Source organism: Streptomyces sp. NPDC036813 (assembly GCF_055609245.1).
The window spans coordinates 122,107-148,161 of sequence record NZ_JBVJPV010000006.1; the positions used below are offsets into that span (position 1 = coordinate 122,107).

Annotated in this window: 24 protein-coding genes and 3 pseudogenes; 11 read left to right on the forward strand and 16 right to left on the reverse strand. The window is 71.8% G+C overall.

Features of this window, described 5'->3' with window-relative positions:
- Positions 1–3: 3 nt before the first annotated feature.
- Positions 4–582, reverse strand: coding sequence for a TetR/AcrR family transcriptional regulator (locus ACZ67Q_RS14980; protein WP_471181361.1), 579 nt, complete (start codon positions 580–582; stop codon positions 4–6).
- A gap of 359 nt (positions 583–941) precedes the next feature.
- Here ACZ67Q_RS14980 and ACZ67Q_RS14985 point away from each other — a divergent pair, with 359 nt between their 5' ends.
- From ACZ67Q_RS14985 to ACZ67Q_RS15000, 4 genes are all read left to right on the forward strand, one after another.
- Complete coding sequence (locus ACZ67Q_RS14985) at positions 942–1,727, forward strand: alpha/beta fold hydrolase (RefSeq protein ID WP_471181363.1); 786 nt, start codon at positions 942–944, stop codon at positions 1,725–1,727.
- A 118-nt stretch (positions 1,728–1,845) separates the two neighbouring features.
- Positions 1,846–2,514: a HEAT repeat domain-containing protein gene (locus ACZ67Q_RS14990; protein ID WP_471181366.1), complete on the forward strand. Its 669-nt coding sequence runs from the start codon at positions 1,846–1,848 to the stop codon at positions 2,512–2,514.
- Positions 2,515–2,517: 3 nt separating this feature from the next.
- On the forward strand, positions 2,518–3,540 hold the full coding sequence (locus tag ACZ67Q_RS14995; protein WP_471181369.1) for a HEAT repeat domain-containing protein: 1,023 nt from the start codon (positions 2,518–2,520) through the stop codon (positions 3,538–3,540).
- A gap of 37 nt (positions 3,541–3,577) precedes the next feature.
- Positions 3,578–3,802 carry a hypothetical protein gene (locus tag ACZ67Q_RS15000; RefSeq protein WP_471181372.1) on the forward strand — a complete coding sequence of 75 codons (225 nt, stop codon included), beginning with the start codon at positions 3,578–3,580 and terminating at the stop codon, positions 3,800–3,802.
- A gap of 50 nt (positions 3,803–3,852) precedes the next feature.
- On the opposite strand, the gene ACZ67Q_RS15005 is transcribed toward ACZ67Q_RS15000, so the two are convergent.
- From ACZ67Q_RS15005 to ACZ67Q_RS15045, 9 genes and pseudogenes are all read right to left on the reverse strand, one after another.
- Positions 3,853–4,152 carry a hypothetical protein gene (locus ACZ67Q_RS15005; RefSeq protein WP_471181374.1) on the reverse strand — a complete coding sequence of 100 codons (300 nt, stop codon included), beginning with the start codon at positions 4,150–4,152 and terminating at the stop codon, positions 3,853–3,855.
- 267 nt (positions 4,153–4,419) lie between these two features.
- Positions 4,420–5,358 carry an RNA polymerase sigma-70 factor gene (locus ACZ67Q_RS15010; protein ID WP_471181377.1) on the reverse strand — a complete coding sequence of 313 codons (939 nt, stop codon included), beginning with the start codon at positions 5,356–5,358 and terminating at the stop codon, positions 4,420–4,422.
- 138 nt (positions 5,359–5,496) lie between these two features.
- On the reverse strand, positions 5,497–5,970 hold the full coding sequence (locus ACZ67Q_RS15015) for a carboxymuconolactone decarboxylase family protein (RefSeq protein ID WP_471181380.1): 474 nt from the start codon (positions 5,968–5,970) through the stop codon (positions 5,497–5,499).
- A 194-nt stretch (positions 5,971–6,164) separates the two neighbouring features.
- A pseudogene (locus ACZ67Q_RS15020) lies at positions 6,165–6,734 on the reverse strand (hypothetical protein); the annotation flags it as partial.
- 146 nt (positions 6,735–6,880) lie between these two features.
- Positions 6,881–7,339, reverse strand: a complete 459-nt coding sequence (locus ACZ67Q_RS15025) for a carboxylesterase family protein (RefSeq protein WP_471181382.1) — start codon at positions 7,337–7,339, stop codon at positions 6,881–6,883.
- A gap of 127 nt (positions 7,340–7,466) precedes the next feature.
- Positions 7,467–7,823, reverse strand: a pseudogene (locus tag ACZ67Q_RS15030) (carboxylesterase family protein); the annotation flags it as partial.
- A 25-nt stretch (positions 7,824–7,848) separates the two neighbouring features.
- Positions 7,849–8,660 (reverse strand): annotated as a pseudogene (locus ACZ67Q_RS15035) (sensor histidine kinase); the annotation flags it as partial.
- A 287-nt stretch (positions 8,661–8,947) separates the two neighbouring features.
- A complete protein-coding gene (locus ACZ67Q_RS15040; protein ID WP_471181385.1) occupies positions 8,948–9,775 on the reverse strand; it encodes a methyltransferase domain-containing protein in 828 nt (275 codons plus the stop codon).
- Entirely contained in the window at positions 9,772–9,954 is a 183-nt protein-coding gene (locus ACZ67Q_RS15045; protein ID WP_471181388.1) for a hypothetical protein, read from the reverse strand. Before ACZ67Q_RS15045 ends, ACZ67Q_RS15040 begins: the two co-directional genes overlap by 4 nt.
- 345 nt (positions 9,955–10,299) lie before the next feature.
- Between ACZ67Q_RS15045 and ACZ67Q_RS15050 the strand changes: the two genes are divergently transcribed.
- Genes ACZ67Q_RS15050 through ACZ67Q_RS15065 form a run of 4 tightly spaced genes read left to right on the forward strand, consistent with a single transcriptional unit; the run spans position 10,300 to position 14,139 of the window.
- Positions 10,300–11,217, forward strand: a complete 918-nt coding sequence (locus tag ACZ67Q_RS15050) for an SDR family oxidoreductase (protein ID WP_471181390.1) — start codon at positions 10,300–10,302, stop codon at positions 11,215–11,217.
- The gene (locus ACZ67Q_RS15055) at positions 11,217–12,092 is read left to right on the forward strand and encodes an amidohydrolase family protein (protein WP_471181393.1); all 876 of its coding nucleotides are present in this window, start codon (positions 11,217–11,219) and stop codon (positions 12,090–12,092) included. The genes ACZ67Q_RS15050 and ACZ67Q_RS15055 overlap by 1 nt, the downstream gene beginning before the upstream one ends.
- An 11-nt stretch (positions 12,093–12,103) precedes the next feature.
- A complete protein-coding gene (menE, locus tag ACZ67Q_RS15060) occupies positions 12,104–13,687 on the forward strand; it encodes an o-succinylbenzoate--CoA ligase (protein ID WP_471181396.1) in 1,584 nt (527 codons plus the stop codon).
- On the forward strand, positions 13,684–14,139 hold the full coding sequence (locus ACZ67Q_RS15065) for a MaoC family dehydratase (protein ID WP_471181399.1): 456 nt from the start codon (positions 13,684–13,686) through the stop codon (positions 14,137–14,139). The genes menE and ACZ67Q_RS15065 overlap by 4 nt, the downstream gene beginning before the upstream one ends.
- A gap of 90 nt (positions 14,140–14,229) precedes the next feature.
- Here ACZ67Q_RS15065 and ACZ67Q_RS15070 read toward each other — a convergent pair whose 3' ends face one another.
- Positions 14,230–15,801, reverse strand: coding sequence for an MFS transporter (locus tag ACZ67Q_RS15070; RefSeq protein WP_471181402.1), 1,572 nt, complete (start codon positions 15,799–15,801; stop codon positions 14,230–14,232).
- Between the two features lie 316 nt (positions 15,802–16,117).
- On the opposite strand from ACZ67Q_RS15070, the gene ACZ67Q_RS15075 reads away from it, so the two are divergent.
- The 3 genes from ACZ67Q_RS15075 to ACZ67Q_RS15085 all read left to right on the forward strand — a co-directional run bounded on the left by ACZ67Q_RS15075 (position 16,118) and on the right by ACZ67Q_RS15085 (position 18,338).
- Positions 16,118–16,738 carry a TetR/AcrR family transcriptional regulator gene (locus ACZ67Q_RS15075; RefSeq protein ID WP_471181404.1) on the forward strand — a complete coding sequence of 207 codons (621 nt, stop codon included), beginning with the start codon at positions 16,118–16,120 and terminating at the stop codon, positions 16,736–16,738.
- Between the two features lie 141 nt (positions 16,739–16,879).
- Positions 16,880–17,887 (forward strand): YihY/virulence factor BrkB family protein, encoded by a 1,008-nt coding sequence (locus ACZ67Q_RS15080; protein ID WP_471181407.1) that lies wholly within the window; start codon positions 16,880–16,882, stop codon positions 17,885–17,887.
- A 205-nt stretch (positions 17,888–18,092) separates the two neighbouring features.
- A complete protein-coding gene (locus tag ACZ67Q_RS15085; RefSeq protein ID WP_471181410.1) occupies positions 18,093–18,338 on the forward strand; it encodes a DUF5133 domain-containing protein in 246 nt (81 codons plus the stop codon).
- Between the two features lie 75 nt (positions 18,339–18,413).
- Here the strand turns inward: ACZ67Q_RS15085 and glgX are convergent, their stop codons facing one another.
- From glgX to ACZ67Q_RS15110, 5 genes are all read right to left on the reverse strand, one after another.
- On the reverse strand, positions 18,414–20,507 hold the full coding sequence (glgX, locus tag ACZ67Q_RS15090; RefSeq protein ID WP_471181939.1) for a glycogen debranching protein GlgX: 2,094 nt from the start codon (positions 20,505–20,507) through the stop codon (positions 18,414–18,416).
- Between the two features lie 180 nt (positions 20,508–20,687).
- Entirely contained in the window at positions 20,688–21,263 is a 576-nt protein-coding gene (locus tag ACZ67Q_RS15095; RefSeq protein ID WP_471181413.1) for a MarR family winged helix-turn-helix transcriptional regulator, read from the reverse strand.
- A gap of 44 nt (positions 21,264–21,307) precedes the next feature.
- Positions 21,308–22,312, reverse strand: a complete 1,005-nt coding sequence (locus ACZ67Q_RS15100) for an SDR family oxidoreductase (protein ID WP_471181416.1) — start codon at positions 22,310–22,312, stop codon at positions 21,308–21,310.
- 4 nt (positions 22,313–22,316) lie between these two features.
- The gene (locus tag ACZ67Q_RS15105) at positions 22,317–24,083 is read right to left on the reverse strand and encodes a glycoside hydrolase family 15 protein (RefSeq protein ID WP_471181419.1); all 1,767 of its coding nucleotides are present in this window, start codon (positions 24,081–24,083) and stop codon (positions 22,317–22,319) included.
- A gap of 103 nt (positions 24,084–24,186) precedes the next feature.
- Positions 24,187–26,010 carry a thiamine pyrophosphate-requiring protein gene (locus tag ACZ67Q_RS15110; RefSeq protein ID WP_471181422.1) on the reverse strand — a complete coding sequence of 608 codons (1,824 nt, stop codon included), beginning with the start codon at positions 26,008–26,010 and terminating at the stop codon, positions 24,187–24,189.
- Between the last annotated feature and the right edge of the window lie 45 nt (positions 26,011–26,055).

A 26,055-nucleotide genomic window follows, 5' to 3' on the forward strand; every position in this document is an offset into this window, starting at 1 on the left:
GGCCTAGGCGCGCACGCCGAGCAGGACGCGCGCGGTGCCGAGCATCACCTCGGCATAACGTCCGGCGGTGAGCCCGGACCCCGACGCCACCGCCATCTCGCAGCCGTCGACCAGGGCCATCAGCGACCCGATGGCGAGGTCGGCCGGGACGGCGGGTTCGAACTCCCCGCTTGCCAGGCCTTGTTGGACGATCTCGCGGATCAGCGCCTGCCACTCGGCATGGACCCGGCGCACCCCGTCGCGCAGTTCCTCGCGGCGGGAAGCGCTCGCGCAGAACTCGGTCCAGGTGGCGCAGCGCCGAGCGAGGGTGGGATCGCTGGTGAGCGCGGTGACGAGCAGTTCGAAGCGGCGCCATGCACTGGTCGCGTCCGCGGCCGCCGTCCGCCAGCGCCCGATCAGATCGTCGATCGACCAGGCGAAGGCTTTGCGGAAGAGGGCGTCACGGGTTTCGAAGTGGTGCTGCAGCGCCCCGATGGACACACCGGACGTCGTCGCGACGTCCCTCAACCGGCCCGCGTCGAAGCCGCGTTCGGCCAGGACCTCGGCCGCGGCCCGCAGGATGCGGTCCCTCTGCTCGTCCACTGTCGCTCCCCCCACTCGCCGCGGTCTCGCCGCCCTCCTGCCGTCCAATAATAACGCATTATTGTGACGCCCAACACAGTGCCGCGTGTCCCTCTCGATCGAGCAGGGCGATCGCCGTGCACCCCCGGGCAGCACTCCCCCGAGCCGCGCAAGCCCCTCACCCTTGACGCCGTCTTCGCCAGCCTGGTCGTCCTGTTGGAACCCGCCCTGCCCCACTGCGCCACCGCCTGGCGGGCGTCCCCCGGACCACGCCCAGGGGCCGGCGGTGCCGCCTCACCGCCCCGGGGACCAGCCACCGCAGTCCGCGCGGCGGCGGGCCCTGCATGCGCGGTCGGTGTACCTCTGGCAGCCTGGGAGATGTGAGCGTCACCTGGGACATACGCCGGGCGGGGCCGGCGGAGTCCGCCCACAGCGTCCTGCTGATTCCCGGCGGCATGTGCACCGCCGAGGCCTATGCGGACCTCATGGCCGAGAAGGCCCTGGCGGGCATCCGCCTGGTGGCCGTGACCCAGCCCGGTTTCGGGCCCACGCGACCGCCCGACGACGTCAGCATGGAGAACTACGCCCGCCTCCTCGCCGACGTCACGGCCCGCGAACGCTGCGACGTCGTCGCGGGCCACAGCCTGGGCGCGAACGTGGCCCTGGAAATGGCGGCCGCCGGCCTGTTCAAGGGCCCCTTGGTACTGCTCTCCCCCACCTTCTCCCGCGGCGACGAGGCGAAGGCGCTGACCGTGCTGAACACGCTCGGGCGGGTGCCGGGACTCGGCCCTCTCGCGTGGAGCGGCATGCTCAAGATGGTGCCCCGGGCCATGCGCGGCAGCCTGCCGCCCCGCCAAGGAGCGATCGTGGAGCGGGCGATGGCCCACAACGACGCGGCCGTCTGCCGACGGATGGTGCGCGAGTACTACAGGTATCTGGACCGGTATCCCTCTTTGGTGCCCCGGTTGTGCGAGGCCCGCGTTCCGACCTGGGTGGTGCGCGGTGAGCACGACGAGATCGGCCTCACCGAAGGCGAGCAGCGGGGTCTGGACGCCTGCCCGCACGTGAGGTACGTGACCGTGCCCGAGGCGGGTCACCTCTTCCCCGTCGAGCAGCCCGCACGGGTCGCCGACATCCTGCTGGAGGCGATCGCGGCGAGCCGCTGACCGCCCACCCGGGCCCGGAAGGGCCGACCGACCGCACACGAGGCGAGCCCTCTCGGCCCGGCGCCGCTTGACCTTGACACAGTGACAAGCCCTTCACTGTGGCCGAGGAGGTGGTCCCATGACCATGCCGAAACAGGACACCGTGCGGCGGGTCCTCCAGGGCCTTGAGAACAACAGCTCGTCGATCCGGCTGCAGTCGGCGCTGGCGGTCGGCACGGCCCCTGACCCGGCGTTCATCGGCAGGCTCGTCGAACGGTGCGCGATCGAGCCCGAGTTCTACGTACGCGAGATGCTGACGTGGGCACTGACCCGGCACCCGGCATCGCTGACGGTCCCGGTGCTGGTCGACGAAGTCCGCTCGGGGCGTGGGCAGGCACGGAGCCAGGCGCTGCACACGCTGTCCAAGATCGGGGACCGGCAGGCGTGGCCCGTGGTCACACCGGCGCTGCTGTCCGACGCCGACGACGAGGTGGCCCGGAGCGCCTGGCGGGCAGCGGTCGTACTCGTGCCCGACGGGGAGGAGCACGGGTTGGCCGTACTGTTGGCGGCACAGCTCGGGCGCGGCGAACGCGAGACGCAGCTGAGCCTCAGCCGGGCGCTGATCGCGCTCGGAGAGGTGATGCTGCCGGTACTGGGCGCCGCGACGACGGATCCCGACCCGGGCGTGCGCGCACACGCGATGGCCACGGAACGGCTGTGGCACGACCCGGATGCCGGTTTCGGGTTCGCGATCGAGGAGGCGAAGCGCGTCGTGGCGCTCGGCGGGGCCGGACACGGAGGGCGGTAGGCAGTGCTGATCGGCGATGTCGCGCGGCGGTCCGGGGTCAGCGCCCGCATGCTCAGGCATTACGAATCGCTCGGCCTGGTGCGGCCGACGGGTCGTACCGGCTCCGGCTACCGGGAGTACTCCAGCGACGACATCCGCCGCATCTTCCACATCGAGAGCCTGCGGTCACTGGGGCTGTCGCTGCGCGACGTCGGGCGTGCGCTCGACGATCCGGGCTTCGCGCCGGGGGAGCTCGTCGACGACCTCATCCGGCAGACGCAGGACCGCATCGCGGCGGAGAGGGAACTGCTCACGCGACTGCGCCGGATCGGCGCGGCGGAGCCCGGAGACTGGGAGGACGTCCTTCAAACAGTGGCGCTCCTCCAGGCGTTGGGGTCGAAGAGCGCGGGGGCGCGGCAGCGGGCGGCGCTGGCCGCGGGCGCGGAGGCTCCCGTGCCGGTGGAAGCACTGGTCGAGGCGGTGCTGCGCGAGTCGGACCCGAACGTCGCCGGAGCCCTGCGATGGGCGCTGGCGCAATCGGGCGCGGACGGGCTCGACCTGCTGGCGCGAGGTCTCTCCTCACCCCTTGCCGAGGTGCGTGAGCGTGCCGTCCGGTCCATCGCCGAGATGGCGGACGGCGAGGCGACCGCACTGCTGCGGCACGCCCTCGACAACCCCGACATCGTGGTGCGCAGGAACGCGGCCCTGGCGCTAGGGGCACGCGGCCTGGCCGACGCGGTCCCGACACTCATCGGCATGATCGTCGACGGGAGCAACGACACCGAGGCAGCCGACATGTTGAGCACGCTGGCGAGTGACCCCGCGGCGGCGGATCACATCGCTACCGGGCTCCTCGACCGCCTCGCCGACGACACCACGGCAGCATCCGCACGCGGACGGCTGACACAAGCGCTGGCGGACATCCCGGGGGCCACGACATCCCGTGCCCTCGCGGAACTCTCCCATGACCCCGACCGCGCGGTCGCGCTCACCGCGACCTACCTCCTCGAGCGACGCGGCACGCGACAGCCGGACGACATCAGGTGAGGCGACCGTTCTCCGCAACTTTTCCTACACTCGCCGGATGAACAACTACACATGCACCCAGTGCGGAACCGTCGGCCTGATGGACGGTTTCATCGAGGACGCCGGCGAGCATTCACGCGGCTACGCGCGGTGGATCGAGGGCGCGTTGGAACGGGGAATCCTGGGGGGTGCCAAGCGGATGGGGCGGCCCAGGCGGCAGATAGAGGCGTATCGCTGCCCCAAGTGCGGGCACCTTGAGCTGTTCGCCACGGGAGAGGTGTAGGGGCGACGCCCGCCGCCGTCACGGGGCTGGGCGAACGGCCGTCGCACCGGTCACCGGCTGCCCTTCCCGAACAGCGCGAGCTGGTCCTTGACCCAGGGGTCGAAGACGGCGAGCCGCTGGGTGGACGACGGGTAGAAGGCCGCCAGCTGGTCCTCGATCCACGGGTCTGTGGGCCGGCGGCCGGCATGGCTGCGGTCGGCCGAGTGCTCAGCGCCGCCCGGAGCGGCGGCCGCGTGGTGGGCGGGCGTCTGAGAGGTGGTGGCTGTCGCGGGACCGCCGCCGATCGCCATGGCGGCCGCGGCGAGCGCCGTGGAAGCGCCGACGATCGCTGTCCGTCCGGTCATCTGCATGATCTTCTCCTCCTTGCCATGCCCGCGTCGCCCTGTCCGTCCCGGCGGGACACCGGATGACGCGGACCCCGGTGATGGTCCGGGCGCGGTCAGACGGCGCGCGTACCCGCTCCTGTCACCCGGCACACCCACCGGGACAATCCGGACATCAAGGGATATTTCTGTGCAAATGTCACCTCGCTCGTCGTGTCAGCCGCTCACCCTGTGCAGCGTTGCGGGTCATCGGGCCAGGCAGGAGCCGCATCGCGGACGCACCCGAACCTCGGGCTACTTCGTCCGGTCGCGGGTCGTCCGGTGGCGGGTCTGTCTCACCTCTCGGTCGATGGCCCAGGCGTCGGCGACCGGCCCGAGGTGGCCGAGCTTGTCGGGGTTGATCACGGTGCGGATGGTCTGGATCTGCCCGTCGAGCACCTCGAGGGCCAGGACGTGGAGCACCTTGCCGTCCCGGTCGCGGAAGATCGCTCCCGGCTGGCCGTTGACCTCGTGCAGCTCGAAACGCACGTCGACCCGGGCCAGGAGGGGGAAGACGGCGGCGAGCAGCCGGGCCACGTTCTCGGCACCGACGACGGCACGGGCCAGCTGGGGCGCCTTGCCGCCGCCGTCCCCGACCATCGACACGTCGGCGGCGAGAAGATCCCGCAGGCCGACGACATCACCTTCGCGGAGGGCGTGGAAGAACCGCGACGCCAGCTCCTGCCGTTCCTGACGGTCCGCTTCGAACCGGGGCCGTCCGTCCTGCATGTGCCGCCGCGCCCGTACCAGCAGCTGCCGGCAGGCCGACTCCGACCGCCCGACCGCCGCGGCGACCTCGTCGAAGCCGAAGCCGAACACCTCCCGCAGCACGAACACCGACCGCTCCAGCGGGCTGAGCCGCTCAAGAAGCAGCAGTGCCGCCATCGACACCGAGTCGGCCAGCTCCGCCGAACGCGCCGGGTCCTGATAGGGATCGGCGAGCAGCGGCTCGGGGAACCACGGCCCCACGTACTCCTCCCGCCTCATCCGTGCGGACCGCAGTACGTCGATCGAGATCCGCGTCACCGTGGCGGAGAGGAAGGCCTTGGTCGACGTCGGCCGGGTCGCCGAGCCGTCGAAGCGCAGCCAGGTCTCCTGTACGGCGTCCTCGGCCTCACCCACGCTGCCCAGAATCCGGTAGGCGATCGAGAACAGCAGCGGCCGCAGCTCCTCGAACTCCTCGACTTTGCTCACGCCGACCCCCTGCGGTTCTTCCGCCCGGCCGGCTCGTCGGCGCGGGCATCTTCTGGTCATGATCATCCGGTCGGCCGGCGGTGCGCGGCAAGGCCCCGGGGCCCGCGGAGGCGCCCCGGGCCGGACCCCGGTCGCCGGTCAGTGGAACTGCCCGACCTCATAGTCGCCCGCCGGCTGCTGGGCGATGATGTTCAACCGGTTCACCGAGTTCATGAAGGACACCAGGAACACCAGTGCGGTGAGCTGTTCCTCGTCGTAGTGCTCGGCGGCTCGCGCCCACAGCTCGTCGCTGACACCGGTGGCCGCGTCCGCGACCCGGGTCCCCTGCTCCGCCAGCTCCAGCGCGACGCGCTCGGCCTCGGTGAAGACCGTGGCCTCCCGCCACGCCGCGACCAGGTGCAGCCGCACGGAGGTCTCCCCCGCGGCGGCGGCCTCCTTAGTGTGCATGTCGATGCAGACCGCGCAGCCGTTGATCTGGCTCACGCGCAGCGCCACCAGCTCCTGGGTCGCGGCGGGCAGCGGCGAGTCCTTCAGAGCCTTGCCCGCCGACATGAAGTACTTGAGGGCCTTGCCGGCGGTCGGGCTGGCGAAGTAGTTCAGTCGCGCGTCCATCGTGTTCCTCCGGGGTCGTCAGTGGCTACACCCCTGAGACGAGATGGCCCGACGCCCTGTGACACGGATGCATGTGACCCCGGTCACCTCAACGGGCCGGAGTCCCTCACTGTCTGGTGCACGGCCGGTGAGCCGGCGGGCAGGCGTCGGGGGGCGCTGCGGTAGGTGGAGATGCCCAGGGCGAGCATCCACTAGCTGAACAGCGCGCCCATGAGGGCGGTCGTACCCCAGCCGTTCGCCGCGTAGAAATGCGCGGGCGTGTTGCCGAAGAACAGGGACGGCACGAAGGCCAGGTCGACCCCGGCCAGGACGACGGCGGAGCGCGCGGTCCAGCGTGGCAGCAGCTTCGTACGGGAGATTCCGTAGCCCACGGTGGTCAGGAAGAGCGCGAGCAGGAGGCGGCCGATCGTCCCGTAGAGGATGTAGGTGCCGCTGACCGTGATGGTCGGGTCGATCGGGTGGTCGGCGGCGATGACCGCGCCCGCTTCCAGCCCGCTGGAGACCAGGGTGAGCGTCGTGTAGACCGGGCCGATGGCGAAGGCCAGGGTGCCGACCCATTCGCGGGTGGGATCCACCCTCCTGACCAGTTCGCGGAAGGCCGTCACGAACACGATCAGGAAGGCCGGCGCGAAGATGCCGATCAGAAGCCTGGCCAGGACGTTGGAGTCCGGCGGCGGGCCCGAGTAGAGGAAGTACAGGGGCACTTCGACGATGAAGGCGGCTGCGGTGGCGATGCCGGCCAGGCCTGTCAGGCGCCTGGCGATGGTTTCGTTCGTGGCTGTCCCCCTGGGGTTCGTGTGGGTTCCCCGTCGGTTCGTCGCCTACGGCGTACGGTCCGCCGGTCGAGCCTGCCTGCGCTCACGGCGGTCGTGTCCATGGCACGGGTGCGGTCGCCCGCCCGCAACCGGGATCACCCGAGGGTGTTCCAGAACGTGCAGTGATGGCGCGTCGCCACCGCCCGCGTGGGGACGATGTGGTCCGGCGCCAGGGACAGCACCGTCTGCCGGGGCCAGTGCGGCGACGACGGGCCGTTCGGGTCGGCGGTGCGGGCGAAACGGGTCCAGTAGTCGATCATGGTGTCGGCCAGCCGGTGCTGTGCCGCGGTCAGGTCGCGAGGACGGCCGCCCGGGTCGAAGAGGTACGGCAGTTCGCTCGCGTGCGGCGCGCCGAGCGGGAACGGCGGCGTGCCCGGAGTGAGCGGCGGGGCGTGCTCGTCGGCGAACTCGTAGCACCAGACGGGCACATGGGCGGCGAGCAGACCGCCGGTGCGTGCCGTCGGGCAGGCGAAGTCCGCGTCGCCGATGACCGCGCCGAACACCGGGCCGCCGTCGGTGCGGTGCACCGGGTACTCGCGGACGATCGCCCTCACCTGCCCCGGCGGGGGGGAAGAAGCCGGCACCGCCGCCGGGCCAGCTGTCCGCAGTGACGCGATGACCGGCCTGGACGATCCCGGCGGCCCAGCCGTTGCCCTCGTCGTGATCGTGCCCGATCAGCACCGGGACTCGGTGGAAGTGGCCGGTGGCGACGGCCACCGCGGGGTCGCTCGGCAGCAACGGGGTGGCACGAGCGGGCTGTTGATCCGCGTCCTGGGCCCTGAGCAGACGGGAGACGTGCACGCGCCGCAGGCAGGCCAGGACGTCACGGGCCGAGCCGCAGCCGACCCTGGCCGCGAAGTCCGCACCCGCGGTACGCGCCGTGGCCAGAAGGACGGACGACGGGGCGAAGGGCCGGTCGGGGCGGCCTGTGCACGGGCCGCTCTGGATGATCGCCCGGTCGAAGAGCCCCGCGGCGGCGGGCGAGGCGAGCTGGGCGCAGACGCTGTAGCCGCCCGCCGACTCGCCGGCCAGCGTCACATTGCGCGCATCGCCGCCGAAGGCACTCGTCCAGGCGCGTGAGCGAGGGCCCCGGCGCCCGCTGCTGCCCCGCGACCTCCTCCCGCGCGGCGTCCTCCTCCGCGTCCGGCCGGAACGCCCGCAGCATCAGGCGCAGCTCGCCCAGCGCGGACCGGGCGCCCGTCTCGATGGCCCGCAGCGCCTCGCGTGCCTGATCCGGCCGGTCGTGAACACATCGTCGGCGGCGCCCGCCTGAATGACCATCACCGACAGCGTGTGCGCCACCACGTCGTGCACCTCGCGCGCGATGCGCGCACGCTCCTCCACCACGGCTCGGCGCATCTCCGCCCTCGTCCGCTCCTGCTGCGCCCTGCGCCATTGCCCCGCCGTCCACGCCAGGACCACCGTCAGCAGATACACCGCCAGACCCGCGGGGCCGCCTGCCTCGAACGCCACCGGCGCAGGCAGGCACATCGCCGCGAGCGCCCGCGCCGCCACCCGCCGCGGGCTGGTGGCCGACAGCACGCACAACGTGATCTGCGCCGCGAGCAGCGCCCCCGTCAAGGTCACCGCGGGCAGCAGTGCCCACACCGCGATCCCCGTCACCGTGTCGGCGGCCAGTACGGTCAGCGGGGCGCGCGTCTGCCACCTCAGGGCGCAGACCTGTGCGAGGACCAGAGCCATGGCCACGTGCAGTCGACTGGCGTCCTCCGCACCGGCGACGAGCACCGGGGTGCCGAGCACGGCGAGCACCAGACCGGCCGACCCCCACCACAGCGCCCGGGCCGTCCGGGGCGACAGCTCACCCCGCGCGTCCGCGCCGGACGCGTCGTGCCGCTGCTCACTGCTGCGCTCCACGCCACGACCTTATCCAGCGGCGTACGGGGGCGCGGCCGAAGCGGAGCTCCCGGAGGCGGAGGTGGCGCTGTGACGGTGAACGTGTGCGACGGGGGGCGTCCGTGGTCAGGGCCGCTGCCGCACGACCGACGGTGAGATGGGCGTATCCCTCACCCTCGCGTGGCGCCCGGGTCCAGGACCGGGAGGTGAAGGTGCCGTGTCTGCCCAGGGACAGCGCGGAACGGCGGTGCCGTTGGCCAACGAGCCGGCCCTGATTCCGGTCGTCGGTGATCGGGCGGCCCGGCTGGTCAGGGCTGGGCCTCCCCGGGTTTCCAACCCCACACCGTGAGCATGCCGGCCGACAGCGCGGCGCAGTCCTCGGAGTCCAGGTAGCGGACCGCCTCATCGACAGCGGCCGCGTCGACCAGTCCGGTGTCGAGCATCGCCGCTCGGCTCCGCTCCCAGGTGTCCGCCCAGAACCGGCTGATGGGACTGCCCGGCAGCAGCGCAGGCACATGCATCTCGGCGGCGACGGGCCTGAGTCCAGCCTCATGCAACAGGTGGGGATAGGACGGCACCCAGGAGACATCCGTGCCGATGGTGGCCCGCAGCCCCTGCCACATGGCCCGCATCACCGCGGTGTACGGCGTACTCGGGGTCCGGTCGCTCGTCAGGTCGACCGCGTCGCTGAGGACCAGGACGCCGCCCGGTTCGACGAGTTCGGCCAGGGCCGTGACGAGGCGGCGGTGCTCGGGCAGGTGCATCAGCACGAAGCGGGCATGGACGAGCCGGAACCGCTCGGAGACGAAACCAGCAGCGGTGACGTCGGCCTCGCGCACATCGAGACCGGGCACGGGCCGCTCGGTGAGAAAGCGTGCGTCACGGTCCACGGCGACCACGCTCGCCACCTCGCACTCCCCCAGCAGCCGGCGCGACACGGTGCCGGTGCCCGCACCCACATCCAGGCAGCGCCATCCCGGGCCGACCCCGAGGGACCTCAGCCGGGCCAGGGTGATGTCGTCGTAGGCGAGCGCGCCGTAGTCGATGCGCTCGCCCTCACCCACCTGATCCGGGCGGAAGACGGCCTCGCCGTAACGTCCACCGCCCGGCGCGCCCGCGTCCCCGGCGGCGATCACAGCGCCGCCGCCATCACACCGAGGGGGCCGTCGAGCCGGTCGCACCCGGGGCGCAGGCCGGACGCGGGCACCGTCGGACGGATCAGCCGGCCGGACGCGGGCACCGTCGGACCGTTCAGCCCGGCGGACAGGGACCGAGCCGGATCAGCGAGCGGGTCCCCGCCGTACGAGTTCGTCACCGGACCTCCATACGCGGTGAGACGGGAGCGGACGGCCCGTCCCGAGACCGCCCGCCACCGATCCTCCACCAGCAGCCGCCCCCACGATCGAGGCGCGCCGCGCCGCCAAGGCGTTCTTCGGCAGGCTCCCGCCTTCACCGGCGGCGGCGCGCGTCTCGGCAGGCGCGGAAAAGATGTCGATCACAACTATTGACGAGCACAATGATTGTCCATAGCTTCGAATACGACGCCGCTCGCCACCGTCATCCGCACCGCACCGCTGCGGCGCATGTGTTGCGGCACCCTGCTGCGCCGCGCTGCTGCGGCGAGCCGGTGGCCGCCGTTCCGACCGAAAGGCACCCGCTCATGCCCCCCATCGATCTCACCGGCAAGGTCGCCGTCGTCACCGGCAGCGGCCGTGGTCTCGGCCTCGCCTACGCCCGGGCGCTGGCCGCCCGAGGCGCCGCCGTCGTCGTCAACGACATCGACGAAGCCGTCGCCGACCAGGCCGTGAAGTCCCTCACCGAGGCCGGCGGTACCGCCGTCGCCGAGGTCTCCGCCGTCGGCACGACCGAGGCCGCCGACCGCCTGGTGAACCGTGCCGTCGAGGAGTTCGGCCGACTCGACGTGCTGGTCACCAACGCCGGCATCCTGCGCGACAAGGTGCTGTGGAAGATGACCGACGACGACTTCGACGCCGTCGTCACCACGCATCTCAAGGGCACCTTCACCTGCGCCCGAGCCGCCGCCGTCCGCATGCGGGAGCAGGGCGAGGGCGGCAGCCTGATCCTGGTCGGCTCCCCGGCCGGGCAGCGCGGCAACTTCGGGCAGACCAACTACGCCGCCGCCAAGGCGGGCATCGCCGCCATGGCGCGTACCTGGTCGATGGAGCTGGCCCGCGCGCAGATCACCGTCAACGCGATCGTGCCGGTCGCCGCCACCGCCATGACCGAGACCATCCCCGCCTTCGCCCCCTACGTCGAGGCCCTGAAACAGGGCGAGGCGCTGCCCTCCTTCCTGCGCGCAGGCGAGGGGTTCGGCACCCCCGAGGACTGTGCGGCGCTGGTCCCCTTCCTCGCCTCCGAGCACGCCCGCTCCGTGACCGGCCAGTGCATCGGCATCGGCGGCGACAAGGTCGCCCTGTGGTCGCACCCGCAGGAGATCCGCGCCGCCTACGCCGACGGCGGCTGGAGCCCCGAGGCCCTGGCCGACGCCTGGCCCACCTCCGTCGGCGCCGAACTCCAGACGGTCGGCATCCCCGCACCCCGGCTGCCGGAGGCCTGATGGACCTCGAACAGCTCACCGCGATCGATGTCCACACCCACGCCGAGGTCTCCTCGAAGGGCCACGCCTCCCTGGACGAGGACCTGCACGCCGCCTCCGCCGCCTACTTCAAGGTGGCGGGCGAGCGGAAGCCCACCCTTCAGGAGACGGCCGCCTATTACCGCGAGCGCCGGATGGCCGCCGTCATCTTCACGGTGGACGCCGAGTCCGCCACCGGCACGCCGCCGGTGCCCAACGAGGAGGTCGCCGAGGCCGCCGCCGAAAACGCCGACGTGCTCATCCCGTTCGCCTCCGTCGACCCCTTCCGCGGCAGGGCGGGCGTGAAGCAGGCCCGGCGACTGGTCGAGGAGTACGGGGTCAAGGGCTTCAAGTTCCACCCCAGCATCCAGGGCTTCTTCCCCGACGACCGCCCGGTGGCGTACGGCCTGTACGAGGTGATGGAGGAGACGGGGACGATCGCGCTGTTCCACACCGGGCAGACCGGCATCGGCGCCGGCGTGCCGGGCGGCGGAGGGATCCGGCTCAAGTACTCCAACCCCCTTCATGTCGACGACGTGGCCGCGGACTTCCCTCATCTGAAGATCATCCTGGCCCATCCGTCCTTCCCCTGGCAGGACGAGGCGCTCGCCGTCGCCACGCACAAACCTGGCGTGCACATCGACCTGTCCGGCTGGTCACCGAAGTACTTCCCGCCGCAGCTCGTGCAGTACGCCAACACGCTGCTGCAGGACAAGGTGCTCTTCGGCTCCGACTTCCCCGTCCTGACCCCCGACCGCTGGCTTGCCGACTTCGCGAAGCTGCCGGTCAAGGACGAGGTCCGGCCGAAGATCCTCAAGGAGAACGCCGCCCGCCTGCTCGGGCTGACGACACCGTAAGGGGCGCGACGATGCGCAACACCGGACTCGGTTCCTGGCCCGCACGCCGGGCGCGCAAGACCCCGCACCGCACCGCGCTGATCCACGGCGGCGCCCGGATCAGCTACGCCGAACTGCACCGGCGTGCCACCCGGCTGGCACATGCCCTGCGCGCGCAGGGCGTGCGGCGCGGTGACCGGATCGCCTACCTCGGCCCCAACCATCCCGCCTATCTGGAGACCCTGTTCGCCGCCGGTGCCCTCGGTGCCGTCTTCGTGCCGCTCAACACCCGCCTCGCCGGGCCGGAGATCGCCTACCAGCTCACCGACTCCGGAGCCGGGCTCCTCGTCCACGCGCCGTCGTCGGCCGCCCTGGTCGCGGCACTGCCGGACACCACCGCAGTACGCGCCCGCGTCCAGGTGGGCCAGGAGTACGAGGAGTTGCTGGCATCCGGCGACGACGAGCCGATCGACCAGCCCGTCGCCCTCGATGACACCTGCATCATCATGTACACCTCCGGCACGACGGGGCGCCCCAAGGGTGCCATGCTCACGCACGGAAACCTCACCTGGAACGCCTTCGACGTGCTCGTCGACTTCGACCTGACCGCCGACGAACGGGCCCTGGTCTCGGCGCCGTTGTTCCACACGGCTGCGCTGAACATGCTCGCCCTGCCGGTGCTGCTGAAGGGCGGCGCCTGCGTCCTGGCCGAGGGCTTCGAACCGACGGCGACCCTGGACCTGATCGAGGAAGAGGGCATCACCTTCATGTTCGGGGTGCCCACGATGTTCGAGCAGCTGGCCCGTCATCCGCGCTGGCCCGACGCAGACCTGTCCACCGTGCGCCTGCTGACGTGCGGCGGCGCCCCGGCCCCCACCTCGCTCCTCACCGCCTACCAGGAACGCGGCCTGACCTTCCTCCAGGGCTACGGGATGACCGAGGCCTCCCCCGGCGTGCTCTCGCTGGACGCCGAGCACGCGCCGAGCAAGACGGGTTCCGCCGGGGTGCCGCACTTCTTCTGCGACGTCCGCGTCGTCCGGCCCGATCTCACCCCGGCCGGCACCGGCGAGACGGGCGAGGTCCTGGTGAGCGGTCCCCACGTCATGGCCGGTTACTGGGGTCTGCCCGAGGAGACGGCGGCCTCCTTCACCGAGGGCTGGTTCCGCAGCGGGGACGCCGCCCACGTCGACGAGGACGGTTACGTCTACGTCGTCGACCGCATCAAGGACATGATCATCTCCGGTGGGGAGAACGTGTACCCCGCCGAGGTCGAGGACCTGCTCCTCGCCCACCCTGGCGTGGCCGAGGCAGCCGTCATCGGTGTCCCCGACGCCACCTGGGGCGAGGTGCCCCGCGCGGTCGTGGTGCCCCGGGAAGGCGTCCCGCTCGATCCCGGCGACGTGCTCGCCTCTCTGGCCGGCCGTCTCGCCAAGTACAAGATCCCCAAGTCGGTCGTCGTCGTGGGCGAACTGCCCCGCACCGCGTCCGGAAAGCTCCTCAAGTCCCGGGTGCGCGCCCGGTACGGCACCCCTCTTCCCGGGCCCTTCCCCGCATCCCTCCCCGGAGTCCACAGCGAACTCCCCACCGTGCTCCGCCCCGAAAGGAACGGCTCATGAGCATCACCGTCAACGGCCTGGACGCCCTCAGGAAGCTGGCCGGCAGCGACCTCGGCACCAGTGCATGGATCGACGCCACCCAGGAGCGCATCGACACCTTCGCCGACGCCACGGATGATCACCAGTGGATCCACGTCGACCCGGTCCGGGCGAAGGACGGCCCCTTCGGTGCGACGATCGCGCACGGATATCTGACCCTGGCCCTCTTCATCCCGCTCTTCACGGACCTGCTCCAGGTCGAGGGCGTGACCACGAAGGTCAACTACGGCCTGAACAAGGTGCGTTTCCCCGCACCCGTGACGGCGGGCTCCCGGATCCGGCTGGCCGCGCGGCTGGCGTCGGTCGAGGACGTGCCCGGCGGAGTGCAGATCCAGGTCGACGGCACCATCGAGATCGACGGCGGCACCAAGCCGGCCGCCGTGCTGCAGAGCCTCTCGCGGTTCTACGCCTGACGGCCGCCGCTCCCGTGCCGAGCTCGACGCGGCCCCGGCCGGCTCTCCGGCCGGCCGGGGCCGCGTCTTCGATGCCTGCCTCCAGGGCGGTCACCCGCGGGGCGAAAGGCTCCGGGAGGCTTCGCCGTGACTGACGGGCGTGCCGTCGGAGGCGGGAGCGGGACCGGAACGGTCGGGGTGCTCTGCTCGCCGCATGAGCACCGCGACGGCGACGGCGGCCAGAACCGCTGTTACAGCGGCGCCCAGCAGAGCGACGTGCATGCCGTCGACGAAGGCGCCGGGGGCCTGCGCGGCGACGGGGCCGCCGACGGCGTGGGCGGCGGCCAGTGAGGACCGGGCGGCCTCGGCCACGGGTTCCGGAGCGCCGGTGAGATCGAGATGGCTGCGGTAGGAGGCACTGAGCATGCTGCCGAGGACGGCGATGCCGAGCGCGCCACCGAGTTCGCGGGAGAGATCGTTCATGGCCGACCCCACGCTCTGCAGGGACCGCGGCAGGGCGTCGGTGATGGCGGTGGTGGCCGGCGTCATGGCGAGGCCCATTCCGGCACCGAGGGGGACGAGGCCGGTGGCGATCAGCCAGTAGGAGCTGTCCGCGTCGACCTGGCACAGCACGCCCATGCCCACGGCGACGGCCACCAGGCCCAGGGTCCACGGTGCGCGGAAGCCGAACCTGGTCACCAGGCGCGGGGTGAGGCGCGAGACCGGCACCATGGCCAGTGCCATCGGGATCATCGACGTCGCGGCCACTAGGGCGCTGTCGCCCCGCACCAGTTGCAGGTACTGCATCATCACGAAGATGAAGCCGAAGAACACGAAGAACTGCAGCGTGATCGACAGCGAGCCCGCGGCGAAGGGCCGGTTGCGGAACAGACGCGGGTCGAGCAGCGGGTGCTCGCGGCGCAGTTCGTAGAGCACGAAGCCGGCCAGGATCAGCAGGCCCAGCCCGATGCCACCGACGGTCAGCGGGTCGCCCCAGCCCCGCGTGGGAGCCTCGATGACCGAATAGACGAGCGCGACCAGGGCGACGACCGTCAGCACGGCGCCGATGACGTCCAGCCGGGGCTGATCGGACTCGGCCGACTCCGGTACGAAGACCAGCGTGCCCACGAGTGCGATGACGGCCAGGGCCACGTTCAGCCAGAACACCGAGCGCCACGACCACTGTTCGAGCAGCGCTCCGGTGGTGAAGACCCCGAGCAGGGCGGAGGCTCCGGCGACGGCGGCCCACACGCTCACCGCGCGTGCCCGCTGGGCGCGCGGGAAGGTGCTGGTGATGGTGGACAGGGTGGCCGGCATGACCAGCGCGGCGCCCAGGCCCAGTACGCCGCGCAGCCCGATGAGCGCCGTGGGGGCGGTGGTGAGGACGGCCGCCGCTGATCCGGCGCCGAAGACGGCGAGCCCGGCGAGCAGCGCCCTGCGCCGGCCGAACCGGTCGCCGAGGGCACCGGCCGGCAGCAGCAGCGAGGCGAAGACGAGACTGTAGGCGTCGATGACCCAGGACAGCTGGGTCTGCGTGGCGTGTGTGTCCCGTGCGAGGTCGGGCAGTGCCACGTTCAGGGACGCCATGGCCGCGACCACGGTGCCCAGGGCCAGGCAGGTGACGACCAGCACCGGACGATGACGGACCGCCGGTGGGGTGGCGGGGGCGGTGGGCGAGGACATGTTGTTCCTGCTTTCCTCGGGGCCGGACCGGGCCGGACCCGTCTGTACGGGTGACCACCACCAGGTTCGGCGCGCGGCGCCGACGGCCGCCACGCTGATGAAATCGCTGCGCCCGAGATCGGAGCGTCTGCCACCTGTCGTCCCCGCACCGGCAGCGCGCTGATCTGCGGTGTGAGGTCTACGATGCCGTGCGGGTCGCCTCTGCCTGCCGTCGTCACCCCGGGAAGCTGTCCCGGGACCGCCCGCTTGATGAATTCGTACGGCCGGCCGAGCGGGACCCGGCTCGCCCGACGAGAGCGGGATTAGCATCTCGACCATGAGCGACGAAGGGCCCAGGCGCGGGCGCAGGCCAGGACGACCGGACACGCGCCGGAAGATCGCGGCCGTCGCCCGCCGGCGGTTCCTCGAGCACGGATACCGTTCGGTCACCATGCGGTCGATCGCCGCCGAGGCGGACGTCGACCTGGCCCTGCTCAGCTACTACTTCGGTTCCAAGAAGGGCCTGTTCGGCGCCGCCCTCGCGCTGTCGGCCAACCCGGCGGAGCTCGTGGCCCGGCTGGTACGTGAGGGCGACCGGGACTCCTTCCCCGAACGGGTCCTGCGGCAGGTCACCGCCGTATGGGAGGCCCCGGAGTCCGGGCCGGCTCTGGTCACCATGGTCAAGAGCGCCCTGCAGGACGACGCGGTCGCGGCGCTGGTCAGGGAGGCGCTGGAGGGCGAGATCGTGGAGCGGCTCGCCGAACTCGCCGGCGGGCCGCACGCGCGCCGACGCGCGGCCGCGTTCTCCAGCGTGCTGGCGGGTCTGATCACCACCCGCTACCTGCTGCGGCTCGAGCCTGTCGGTTCGATGAGCCGCGACGAGGTGATCCGCCTCTTCGAGCCGCAGCTGCGTCTGGCCCTGGAGATGCCGCCGCGCCGCCCGCCGCGCCGGCGCTGACGGCATCGAGCGTGCGGGCCATCGGCCGATGATCCGAAAGGCTCCTCTGCGGGCAGTGTGGGATCGGTCCCGTAGGGCACCGGAATGCTGCGGGCGTCCGCCGAGGGGCGGAACTCGCCCCCGAGTGTTGTGGGAGCGCACATGGACGTGCTGACCCGGCTGGACAGATATCAGCGACGGCACCGGTGGGCGGGCATGCCGCTGGCCGTGGCGTACAAGTTCTTCGACGACCAGGCCACCTACCTCGCCGCGCTGCTGGCGTACTACGGCTTCGTCTCGCTCTTTCCTCTCCTGCTGTTCCTGGTGGCCGTCCTCAGCGCCGCCCTGCACGGCAACCCGGACCTGCAGCACTCGGTGCTCCATTCGGCGCTCGGCGAGTTCCCGGTGATCGGCGACCAGTTGGGCCAGAACATCCACTCCTTCCACGGCAGCGGCGCTGCCGTCGCGGTGGGTGTCACCGGCAGCATCTACGGCGCCCTCGGGGTGGCGCAGGCCGTGCAGCACGCCCTGGACAAGATCTTCGCCGTACCGCGACATGCCCGGCCCGACCCGCTGCGCTCACGCATGAACAGCCTCTCCTTCCTGCTCCTGCTCGCCCTCGGCCTCGTGCTGACGACGGCGCTGTCCACCGCGGAGTCCGCCACCGGCATCTTCGGCACCCGCCTGGCGCTGGGCCTGCGGATCGCCATCGGCGCGGCGGGAGTCGTCATCAACGCGGCTCTCCTGCTCGTCAGTTACCGGCTCATGACCCATCGCCATCTGCCGCGGCGGACGACGTACGGACCGGCTCTGGGCGCCGCGTGCGCCTGGCAGGCGTTGCAGTGGGGCGGCTCGTACTACGTCGGGCACGTGCTGCGGGGTACCACGGCGACGTACGGCATGTTCGGCATCGTGCTCGGCCTGCTCGCCTGGATCTACCTCGCCGCCGTCGTGTACCTCATCGCAGCCGAGGTCATCGCCGTGCGCTGCCTGCGGCTGTGGCCGCGCAGCCTGCTCACACCGTTCACCGACCGGGTCCATCTCGCCACGGGTGACCTGCGCGCCTACCGCTCCTACGCGACGACGGAGTCCTTCAAGGGGTTCGAGAAGATCTCCGTCCGCTTCGACACTCCCCCGCCACCGACCATGGGCGACAAGGGCCCCCCGTGACATCGGAGCGGCGACATCGGAGCAGCGGGGACCTGTCAGGTCGGCGGAGCGCGCAAAGCGCCGTGCATACCGTGAGGCCGGCGGGGCACACGACTCACCGGATCAAGCGTGTGCTTCCCGTCAACTGCCGTACGTGCGGTCGGGTGCGCGCGCTCACATGTCGCGAGGACCGGTGACGGCTCGCCTGTGCAGAGAGGGTGTCGCTGTGTTGCTGCCTGCGGAGAAGGAACTGCGTGCGGTGCTGGCCCGTTTCGCCGAGGCCCGGTTCCGTCATGATCTGCAGCCCACCGGCCGCTCCAGCCGGGAACTCGAGGACAGCGGCTACACCCTGTGCGTCATGACCGGCACACGGTCGGTGGACGAGGCCCTCGCCGCCGCCGACGCCCTGCTGGAACGCCTGCGAGCCGACCGGGGTGCGGCCACCGGCACGACGCAGGTGCTGGCCGCCTGACCCCACCCCCGAACCACTGTCCGGCCCGACGCCCTCTCTTGGGCGACGGGCCGGACCCGGGTTGCGGCAGGGTGATCAGCCGTGCTCGTGGCCACGCAGGACGAACATGGCGCGGGCCTCGACCTCGACGTCGCTGCCGCCCTTGATCAACGGCCGGTACTCCACGTAGGGAATGGCCGTGTCCACCTCCACCGCCCACCAGGGGCCGAGGTCCTCCGGCAGCGTGAAGGTGAGGGCCTGGCTGTGGGCGTTGAACAGCAGAAGGAACGAGTCGTCCTCCACCCGCAGGCCCCGCAGGTCGGGTTCCGTGATGGCCTTGCCGTTGAGGTGGACCATCAGGGACCTGGCGAACCCGGTCTCCCAGTCCCCGTCCGTCATCTCCTGCCCGGCCGGGGTGAACCAGGCGATGTCCTTCGCCTCGGTAAGCGTTCCCCGAGGAGCCCGCCCCTTGAAGAACCGCCGGCGGCGGAAGACAGGGTGCTCGCGACGCAGGGTGATCAGCCTGCGGGTGAAGTCCAGCAGCTCGCTTCCCTCGATGGCGTCCGACCAGTCGATCCAGGTCAGTTCGTTGTCCTGGCAGTAGGCGTTGTTGTTGCCGTGCTGGGTGCGGCCGAGTTCGTCACCGTGCAGCAGCATGGGCACGCCCTGGGAGAGCAGCAGGGTGGCGAGGAGGTTGCGCTGCTGGCGGGCGCGCAGGGCGAGGACGTCCCGGTCGCGGGTGGGTCCTTCCACGCCGCAGTTCCAGGAGCGGTTGTGGCTCTCCCCGTCGCGGTTGCCCTCACCGTTGGCCTCGTTGTGCTTGCCGTCGTACGACACCAGGTCGCGCAGGGTGAAGCCGTCATGGGCGGTGACGAAGTTGACCGAGGCGTAGGGGCGGCGGCCGTCGCTCTGGTACAGGTCGGAGGAGCCCGTCAGACGGGAGGCGAACTCGCCGAGTGTGCCGCCCTCGCCCCGCCAGAAGTCGCGGACCGTGTCACGGTACTTGCCGTTCCACTCTGTCCACAGCGGCGGGAAGTTGCCGACCTGGTAGCCGCCGTCGCCCACGTCCCACGGCTCGGCGATGAGCTTCACCTGCGAGATGACCGGATCCTGCTGGACCAGGTCGAAGAACGACGACAGCCGGTCCACCTCGTGGAACTGCCGGGCGAGGGTGGCGGCCAGGTCGAAGCGGAAGCCGTCGACGTGCATCTCGGTGACCCAGTACCGCAGCGAGTCCATGATCAGTTGGAGGGTGTGCGGGTGGTTCATCCGCAGGCTGTTGCCCGTGCCGGTGGTGTCCCAGTAGTAGCGCGGGTCCTGCTCGGACAGGCGGTAGTACGCCGCGTTGTCCAGGCCCCGCAGCGACAGCACAGGACCGAGGTGGTTGCCCTCGGCGGTGTGGTTGTAGACGACGTCGAGGATCACCTCGATGCCGGCCTCGTGCAGCGTCTTGACCATCGCGCGGAACTCCTGCACCTGCTCGCCCCGCTGCCCGGAGGAGCAGTAGGCGTTGTGCGGGGCGAAGAAGCCGAGGGTGTTGTAACCCCAGTAGTTCGACAGGCCCTTCTCGACCAGCGCGTGGTCCTGGACGAACTGGTGGACCGGCATCAGTTCCACCGCGGTGACGCCCAGCTTGACGAAGTAGTCGACCATCGCCGGGTGCGCCAGCGCTGCGTACGTGCCGCGCATCGCGTCCGGTATCGCCGGGTGCGTCCGGGTCATGCCCTTCACATGGGCCTCGTAGACGACGGTCTCGTGGTACGGCGTCCGCGGCGGATGGTCGCTGCCCCAGTCGAAGTACGGGTTCACCACCACCGACTTCGGGACGTACGGCGCGGAGTCCAGGTCGTTGCGCCGGCCGGCGTCGCCGAAGTGGTAGGGGAAGAGCGCCTCGTTCCACTCCACTTCGCCCTCGATCGCCTTGGCGTAGGGGTCGAGCAGCAGCTTGCTCGGGTTGCAGCGCTCCCCACGCTCCGGCCGGTACGGGCCGTGCACCCGGAATCCGTAACGCCGGCCCGGGCCGATGTCCGGCAGGTAGATGTGGTGGACGAACCCGTCCACCTCCCTGAGTGGGATGCGCTCCTCGGTGCCGTCCTCGTCGAAGAGACACAGCTCGACCCGGTCCGCCACTTCCGAGAACACGGCGAAGTTCGTCCCCGCGCCGTCGAAGGTGGCGCCCAGCGGCGACATGTGGCCCGGTCGCGGGCCTACCTCCGTACTCTCCTGCCATATACGCACGGCCACGCCCCTCCCCGACGCGGCCGGTCGGCAGCCGCGCACCCGTGCGTTGCGTGTGCCCCTGACGTCGGTGAACATTCCTCCGCCGTGCGCTCACAGACCGCTCCGCGCGGACGCGGTGAGCAGTCCGCGTCACCGGCCGTCCGGAGCACTCTCACCAGCGGGCAGGTCGGCGTCCTGCGACGACGGGTCGGCAACCCGGGCGAGAGCGAGTTCGTCGGCGGCGGCGGTGAGGGCCGTGAGCGCGGGGACGAGGACGGCGCGTTCCCGCCCGGGGAGCCGCTCGACCAGGGCGCGGATCGCCGTGCGCCGGTGGTGCAGGACCCGGTCGACCAGCTCTCGCGCCTTCGGGGTCAGCTGGAGCAGGGTCTCCCGGCGGTTGTCCGGGTTGGCTCGTCGGTCGATGAGTTCCTGGGCCTCGAGACGCTCGACCATTCGCAGGGCCGTGGAGGGGTTGACCTCCAGGTCGGCCGCGAGGGTGGTCAGGGTGATCGGGCCACGGGTGCGCAGCGTCACCAGCGAGCGCAGCTGCGGCAGCGTGAGCGGCACGTCGACCGAGGCGAGGGCTCGTGCCGAGAGCGCGACGATGAGTCGCGACGCGGCCATCAAGGCCAGGGTGACGTCTTCCGCCTCCCGGTCCAGGCCCCCCTCGCCTGCCCCGGACGCCGAGGGAATGTCCGTCTCCGTCCCCTGCCGCTCCTCGGACATCGCCTCTCACTCCTCCTTCGGGGCTCGGGAACGAGACAGGGCGTTCACCTGCCGCGTCGGCCGAGTGCGGCCTTCGCGGTGACCGCGGCGCCGACTGCGAGCACGGACACCACCGCGGCCGGATGGCGGGTCAGCGCGGCCTCGAAGGAACGGCCGTGCGACTCGTCGTCGAACATGCCGTGCGCGCCGTGGTCGGTGCCGGGCGCGGCGTCCGCCGGTTCGAAGAGGTTGCTGACGCCGGTCGGCGGGCGCGCGTCCGTCTGCTGGGAGTCGAAGCCGGTGCGGGCCAGGTAGCGGTCCAGCAGAGCCGGGAAGAAGCGGTTGGCCCAGATGGTGGCCAGCGTGGTGGCTCCGACGTAGTACTGCTTGCGGCGCGGATGGTCGGCGGCGTAGACGACACCGCGCGCGGCGACCTCCGGCTGGTAGATCGGCGGGACGGGCTGGGGGTGCTTGGACAGCTTGCTGGTCACCCAGGAGAACTGCGGGGTGTTGACGGCCGGCATCTGCGCGATCGTGACGTGCACGTTGCTGCCGCGGTGCAGCAGTTCGGTGCGCAGCGAGGAGGTGAAGCCGTTGATGGCGTGCTTGGCTCCGCAGTACACCGACTGCAGTGGCACGGACCGCTCCCCCAGCGCGGAACCGACCTGCACGATCGTGCCGCGGTCGCGGGGCAGCATCCGCTTCAGCGCGGTCCGGGTGCCGTTGACGAAGCCCAGGTAGGTCACCTCGGTGGCCCGTCGGTACTCCTCGGCGGTGATCTCGTCGAAGGGGGCGAAGACGGTGCTGAACGCGCAGTTGATCCAGACGTCGATGGGGCCGAACCGCTCCTCGGCGGCCGCGGCGGCGGCCTCCACCTGGTCCGGGTCGGCCACGTCGGTCTCCTGCACCAGGGCCCGTCCACCCAGGGACTCGACTTCCTCGGCGGCCGCGTCCAGTCCGGCCCGGCCGCGGGCCATGAGGACGATGTCGGCGCCTCGGCCTGCGTACAGGCGTGCGGTGGCCCGTCCGATGCCGGCGCTGGCGCCGGTGATGACGACGGTCTCGGTCATGGGTTCAGCTCCCTCCTTGGCGGGGTGCGGGGTCGTGGGTGAGGCGGGCGGCGGTCTCCAGCAGCAGGGCGTGGACGAACGCCTGGGGTACGTTGCCGCGCAACTGCCGCTGGGCGATGTCGAACTCCTCCGCGTAGAGTCCGGAGGCTCCGCAGGCAGCCCGGTTGCGTTCGAACCAGCGGTGCGCCTCGACGGCGTCGCCCTGCTCCTGTTCGGCCAGCGCCATGAGGAAGCCGCACAGCAGGAAGGCGCCCTCGGCCTCCTCCAGCGGCCTGTCGTCGTGGCGGAACCGGTAGATGAAGTGGTCCTGGGTCAGGTGCTCGCGGCAGGCGGCCAGGGTGGCGCGGGTGCGCGGGTCGTCGGCGGGCAGAGCCCCGCGCAGGGCGGGGAGCAGCAGGGCCGCGTCGACGGCGGGGTCGTCGGGGGTGCGCTGCCAGTGCCCGTCGGGATGCACGCTGCTTCGCGCGGTGTCGGCGAACAGCGTGTCGGCGAGGTCGGTGCAGGTGCGGGCGAGGGGCCGGCGGGGCGCGGCGTCGGCCAGGGCGCGCAGCCCGGCGACGCAGGTGAGGCGGCTGTGCGTCCAGGGCCGGTCGTCCAGTTCCCAGATGCCGGCGTCGGGTTCGCGCCACCTCTCGGCGATGGCCCGGACGGCGGTCTCGGCGGCTTTCCAGCCGTCGCCGTCGAGCCGGCCGCTGCGTTCGGCGGCGGCGAACAGCAGGAGCGCCTCGCCGAAGCAGTCGAGCTGGAACTGCTTCTCGACGCGGTTGCCGATCCGGCTGGAGCCGCCCGGGTAGCCCGGCAGGTCGAGCTCGCGCTGGTCGGGGACCGGGGCGCCGTGCACGGTGTAGGCGGGCGTCAGGCGCGGGCCGTCGGCGAGCAGGCGGGCGCCGACGAACCGGACGGCGGGGTCCAGGAGTTCGGGGGCGCCGACGGCGGCCGCCGCCTGCCCGGCATAGCTCTGGTCGCGGATCCAGACGTACCGGTAGTCGTAGTTGCGGCCGGCCTCGGCGCGTTCGGGCAGGCTGGTGGTGGCGGCGGCGACCATGCCGCCGCCGTGGGCGGTCAGGCCGCGCAGGACGGCGTAGGAGCGGCGCGCGTCGCCGGGAGCGGCGGTGTGCTCGAGCCCGGGCACGGTCCGCCGCCAGGCCCGCTCGGTGTCGGCCCAGGCCCGCTCCGCCACCGGCGGGTCGTGCGGCAGCGGCGCGGCGGAGCACTCCAGCACCAGGTCGTGGCTCTCGCCGGGCTCGAGCTCCAGGTCGGCGCGCAGACCGTCGGCGCCGGCGACCGCCGACGCGGCGCCCTGCCAGCGCAGACGGTAGCGGCCGGTGGTGAGGTGCCAGACGCCGTCGTCGGAGCGGTGGGTGGACGCGACGGGTGCGCGGCCGTAGTCGGCGCGCGGGTCGAGGACGACCCTGACGCGGGCGGTGCCGTGCACGGCGCGCAGCCGTCGCAGCAGGACCAGCCGGTCGGCGTCGCCGGGGAAGGCCAGGGCCTCGCGGCACTCGACGACGCCGTCGGTGGTGACCCAGCGGCTGCGCCAGATCAGTGTGCCTTCCTCGTAGTAGCCACCGGGCACCCAGCGGCTGCGCGGGGTCACCGCGTAGACCCCCGCGCCGCCGATGAGGGAGGCGAAGACCGCGTCGTCGTGCCAGGTGGGCGCGCACAGCCAGTTCACGGCTCCGTCGGGCCCGATCAGTGCGCCGCGCTCCCCGTCGGCCAGCAGCGCGTAGTCGTGCAGCGCGTGCGGCGGGAAGGGCGTGGTGGTGCTCATCGGTCGCTGTCTCCTGCTGTCACGCGGGCCGGTGCGCGGGTGGTGGCGAGGCCGTGTACGGCGCCGGCCGCGAGGCCGACGCGCGCCGCGGCCGGGGCACTGCTCACTTGCCCCCCTCCGTGCCGGGCCGGCCCTCGCGGTGCCGGCCGCCGGGCAGGAACTCCTGGACCTTGGCCTTGAAGCCCTGGCGGACCATGCCCGCCCGGTCGCTGTCGCCCTTGAGGATCGAGGTCGCCGCCGCCTCGATCTGGTCGAGGGTGGCGTGCGGCGGGATCGGCGGGACGGCCGGGTCGGTGACGAAGTCCAGGACGCACGGCCTGTCGGCGGCCAGCGCGGTCTCCCAGGCGCCCCGGACGTCCTCGGGCTTGTCGACGCGGATGCCGTGCAGGCCGATCATGCGGGCGAAATCGGCGTAGGGGATGTCGGGGATCGACTGGGAGGGCAGGAACTGCGGCGCGCCGGACATGGCGCGCATCTCCCAGGTGACCTGGTTGAGGTCCTGGTTGTTGAGGACGGCGACGACCAGCCGCGGGTCGTCCCATTCGCGGAAGTACTTGGCGATGGTGATGAGTTCGGCCATGCCGTTCATCTGCATCGCGCCGTCGCCCACCAGCGCGATCGCCGGGCGGTCGCCGTGCGCGAACTTGGCGCCGATGACGTACGGCACTCCCGGGCCCATCGTGGCGAGGGTTCCGGAGAGCGAGCCGCGCATGGCCCCGCGCAGCTTCAGGTGGCGGGCGTACCAGTTGGCGGCCGAGCCGGAGTCGGAGGCGATGATGACGTTGTCGGGCAGCAGGTCGTTGAGGGCGTGCGCCACGTACTCGGGGTTGACCGGGTCGGCGTCGACCTCGGCCCGCCGCTCCATGACCTCCCACCAGCGGGAGGTGTCCTTCTCGATCTTCTTGCGCCAGCTCTTGTTCTTGCCCGCCTTGAGCAGGGGCAGCAGCCGGGTGAGCGCCGCCCGGGCGTCACCGACGACGTTGACCTCGAAGGGGTAGCGCATGCCGACCATGTGCGGGTCGATGTCGATCTGCACGGCCCGCGCCTGCCCGAACTCCGGCAGGAACTGCGTGTAGGGGAAGGAGGAGCCGATGACCAGGAGGGTGTCGCACTCCGTCATCAGCTCGTACGACGGCCGGGTGCCGAGCAGTCCGATGGAGCCGGTGACGTAGGGCAGGTCGTCGTCCAGGGCGTCCTTGCCGAGCAGTGCCTTGGCGACGCCCGCGCCGAGGCGTTCGGCGACCGCCATGACCTCCTCACGGGCACCGCGGGCGCCCTGGCCGACCAGGATGGCGACCTTCTCGCCCGCGTTGAGCACCTCGGCGGCACGCGTGATGTCCTCGTCGCTGGGGACCGGCGCGTAGTGGGGCATGCCGAGGCTGGAGGGGACCATCTTGAAGGCGTGCCCGGGCGGCGAGTAGTCCAGTTCCTGGACGTCGGCGGGGATGATGACGGCCGTGACGGACCGTCGTGCCATGGCGGTGCGCATCGCGCGGTCGAGCACGTTGGGCAGCTGCTCGGGGACGGTGACCATCTCGCAGAAGTCGGAGGCGACGTCCTTGTACAGGCTCAGCAGGTCGACCTCCTGCTGGTAGGAGCCGCCCATGGCGCTGCGGTTGGTCTGGCCGACGATCGCGACGACCGGGACGTGGTCGAGCTTGGCGTCGTACAGGCCGTTGAGCAGGTGGATCGCGCCGGGCCCGGACGTGGCCGCGCAGACGCCGACCTTGCCGGAGAACTTGGCGTAGCCGACGGCCTCGAAGGCGGCCATCTCCTCGTGGCGGGCCTGGATGAAACGGGGGTTGTCGTCGGCGCGGCCCCACGCCGCGAGCAGGCCGTTGATGCCGTCGCCGGGGTAGGCGAAGACGTGCTCCACCCCCCAGTCGCGCAGACGTTCGAGGATGTGGTCGGAGACCTTCATCGACATGTTCGAGGACCTTTCCGAAGAGTGTTCGCGCAGCGCGCGGGTTCC